The sequence below is a fragment of the Effusibacillus pohliae DSM 22757 genome (assembly GCF_000376225.1).
GTDB classification, from domain to species: Bacteria; Bacillota; Bacilli; order Tumebacillales; family Effusibacillaceae; genus Effusibacillus; species Effusibacillus pohliae.
Genome location: NZ_AQXL01000046.1, coordinates 1 through 3535, shown reverse-complemented (window position 1 = coordinate 3535; position 3535 = coordinate 1). Strand labels below are relative to the sequence as shown.

2 protein-coding genes are annotated in these 3535 nt (G+C 53.2%); both read left to right on the top strand.

Annotated elements, in window-relative coordinates; all coding sequences use genetic code 11:
• Positions 1 to 2133 (top strand): ATP-binding protein (locus tag C230_RS18935; protein WP_211207976.1); only part of this gene is annotated, 2133 nt, incomplete at its 5' end.
• A 23-nt stretch (positions 2134 to 2156) separates the two neighbouring features.
• The gene (locus C230_RS0100695) at positions 2157 to 2924 is read left to right on the top strand and encodes a replication-relaxation family protein (RefSeq protein ID WP_018130166.1); all 768 of its coding nucleotides are present in this window, start codon (positions 2157 to 2159) and stop codon (positions 2922 to 2924) included.
• Positions 2925 to 3535 lie beyond the last annotated feature (611 nt).

Genomic DNA, 3535 nt, shown 5'->3' with positions numbered 1-3535 from the left:
GAAGTCCCCCTGCCCAATCCCAAAGGCGGATACGGAGGATATTTTTTGTTGCGAGAAAAGGGAGAGCGGGAAGGGCTTCCCTTACGAGCCTTCGACGCTCGCCGAGACGAATGGGGCGACGTTCTACTCTTCCTGGAACCGGGGACGTGGATCGACCTGGTCTTTTCTCCGGCCTCTCCTGCCGAGTTAAAACGGCTGGTGAAGCGTGCGAGTCGAGCCATTCGTCCGGATCCCCGGACGCCGGCAGGTGGCTGGTCTGCTGTGGCGGAAATTGGTCTGGAAGCCCTACGTGAATTTGATCCGAGGCGGGCGGGAAGCAAGCAAAGAAAGCCGCCTGCACCCAAACCGCCGAGCCTGAGCGAGCTTGACCCTGACGAGGCGGCGCGGTATCGCAGCCTGATGGACCGCTTTACCGGTCGGGAACGGGCGTTTGATGTGATGCTGTCGGTTTGGTCGGAGCATCCGCACGCGGCAAGTGTGGTACAGAGCCTGGCGACCCGGATCGAGTCGATGATGCACTACCAGAATGGAATCCGGCTTCAGCGCACCCGCAGATCCCCGATCGTGAAGGTGGCACCGGTTCCATATCCCTATCAAACGATGATCTGGACGGCACCGGAACTCGCGAACATCTTTCACCTACCGGATGGGCAGCATCGGGTGATGGAGCGGATTCCGCACTTGGAGCGGGGGCAGCGAACATTTGGAAAGGACGAATTCTCCAAAGGCATCAGCATGGGTACCCTGCGTCATCCCATGCATGGTGAACGGGAAGCGAGAATTCCCCAGGACACGTTTTCCAAGCATTTTGTTATCACAGGGGTGACCGGTGGAGGAAAATCGTCGCTCATTATCACGATTTTTCAGTCCATGATCGACAACTGGTTGGACGATCCCGATCATGCAGCCGGTTTTACATTGTTTGACCCAGCGCAAGAAACGGCCCTGACCGTACTCAACCGGTTGCTTGAAGCGGAACGACAAGGCCGGAGTGTTCCTTGGGAGAAAGTTCATTATGCGTCCCTTCGGGGATCGCAGTACCCTATTGGTTTGAATCTCCTTCACAATAATGACGCCGAGACGGTTCTTCGTCTTTTGCAGAAGGTAGCCCCAGGAGCCAATACTCCGCGCATGGACCGGCTTGCCTACAATGCGGTTGCCAGCCTGATCGAAGCCGGGGGCAATCATACCTTGCTGGGCGTTCTGCCGATGATTGCCGACGAGGACTTCCGAAACCGGGTTATCCCGAAGATTCGGGACTACTACCTGCAGCAGTTCTGGCGGACCGAGTTCGAGAGTTTTGCCGGCGGCCGGGACACATCGGTTGACGCGTTGATAAACCGATTGAGTCCCTTTCAACGCAACCTCGACCTTCGCCGGATGGTCGGACAGGCCAAGTGGTCGATCCCGATTCAGAAATGGATGGACGAAGGGCATATCTTCCTGATTGACTTCCTGAATGTCGATGACACAGTGAAATCTCTTGCCGGCGCCCACCTGATCAATCAGTACCACTATGTGGCGAAGAGCCGGCCCCTTGGGCAGCGGCGCCTTCATTTTCTCGTGGCCGATGAGGCCCACCTGGTTCAAATGCCGATCATGGGTAAAATCCTGGCGGAAGACCGGAAGTTCGGCTTGTGTCTGGGATTGATTACCCAATATCCGGAGCAATTTGAGTCATGGCTGCAGAGGGATTTGGCCAACATCGTGGTGACCATTGCAGCCTGTGTGCAGGGTTCTGATTCGGCCGGCACGATGTCCAAACTCCTGAAGGGGTACTTCACGCCCGATCAACTCCAAAAGTTGCCCGAGCGGACCGCGGCAATCACGACCCGTAACGAGCGCAACGAGGTGGACTTTTTCATGACCAAGTGTGATCCTCCATACGTCTACTTGCCAGATGGACGGGTAGCCCGTTACCGAAATACGGAGGATGAAGAAATGTTTCTCCGATATACGTTGGCGAAGGCGGAGGAACTCCAACGTAGGGACTGGAAGCCGGTACAGGAAGTGGATCGGGAAATTGAGGAGTATTTGCAAGGCGGGGGGACCTTGTTGCAGGAGGCCAGTGATTCTGGTCGTCAGGGATCAACGACGAAAACTGAAAACTGGGAAGGTTTCAGAGAGTATTGATAACAGGAAAGGAGTTGCTACATTTGATTTTTCGTTGGTTGGATCACCCGTCATTTCACCGGGATGAGCAATTGATTGCCATCCTCTATGATCTGGGGATGGCGACGAAAAGGCAGTTACTGGCGATTACGGGGTGGCACCCCCGCACACTGAAGGACAGATTGAGGCAAATTCGCAAAAGAGGTAACACCATAGAAGAGAGGGAGCTTTGGCTCAAAACGTATTCGATTCCTGGACAAGTCCGAGATGTTGCCTATTCTCTGGGACGGTTGGGCATGGAGTATGCCCAGGAGATGGCTCTACAAATCCACCGTGTTAAGGAAGCACCACAGGCACAAGTTGCCCACTTTCTTGGGATCAATGACATTCTGGTGCGTCTGTTAGAAAAGGGATATGACAGAAACCGAATCGCTTGGCTCTCTTCGACAGAAGCAACCGATGTTCTCTTGCGCTACTGGGAAAGGGAACGCAATAGCCAGATAGATCGACGTCAGTTAATTCGGCCCGACGCACGACTTATTTTAGACGACAGCCGCCGGTTTTGGGTCGAGTACGACAACAACACGGAAAATCCGCGACAGTTGGAGCGTAAGTTTCATAACTACGTCCAGACCTTGATGCCAATCGGAGAAACCAGCCCTGTTGTCTGGGTGGCACTCACCCAAAACAGACGCGATTACCTCAAAGCCAACTGGAATGCGTTTGTCGAGTTGTTCTACAAAGATAAGCAAACCCCCCAGATGTACTTTTTTACGTCAGGAGAAGAAACAAAATTTTTCCTATCTGAATAGTGGGTATAGGTTTTCTATACCCACTCAATTGACACCGCTCATATGTCCTTTCACATGTCCTTTTATATGTCCTTTCACACGTCCTTTTATATGTCCTTTCACATGTCCTGCCACATCATAAAATCCTTATTATTACAAGCTTTTCTCAACCGACTTGGTTCGTCTTATACGAACCTCTTTTCGATGTAACTCCGCTTACCTTTCCACTTCCAGTTGCGGCGGCTGGGTGTAAAGGTGGCTGGGTGCTGATTGCGGGGCTCGGGTGCAACGACGGGAGGTGCCTTCCCCCTGCCCCCTCCGTAGGTTCCCTGCCAGCTACAAGTGGGAGAGAGAATATGCCAAGCGAACGGCGATGGAGCGGGTGAACAGCCGATTGGACGTGTCCTTTGGCTTGGAAGTGCACACGATTCGCGGCATGGCCAAACTGAAAACGCCCGTGATACGGGCGCTTTGCGTTTTTATCAATTGCGTAGGGTCTGCTGAACGGTTAGAATTTCCTTGAAACACAAGGATTTTTGGGCTATTTTATCGAAAGTATGTGCATGGATTCGTAAGCGTCAAATAGCCCACACCTGTCTATCCGATGTGGGCTTAGGTAAACTGGTTGTAAG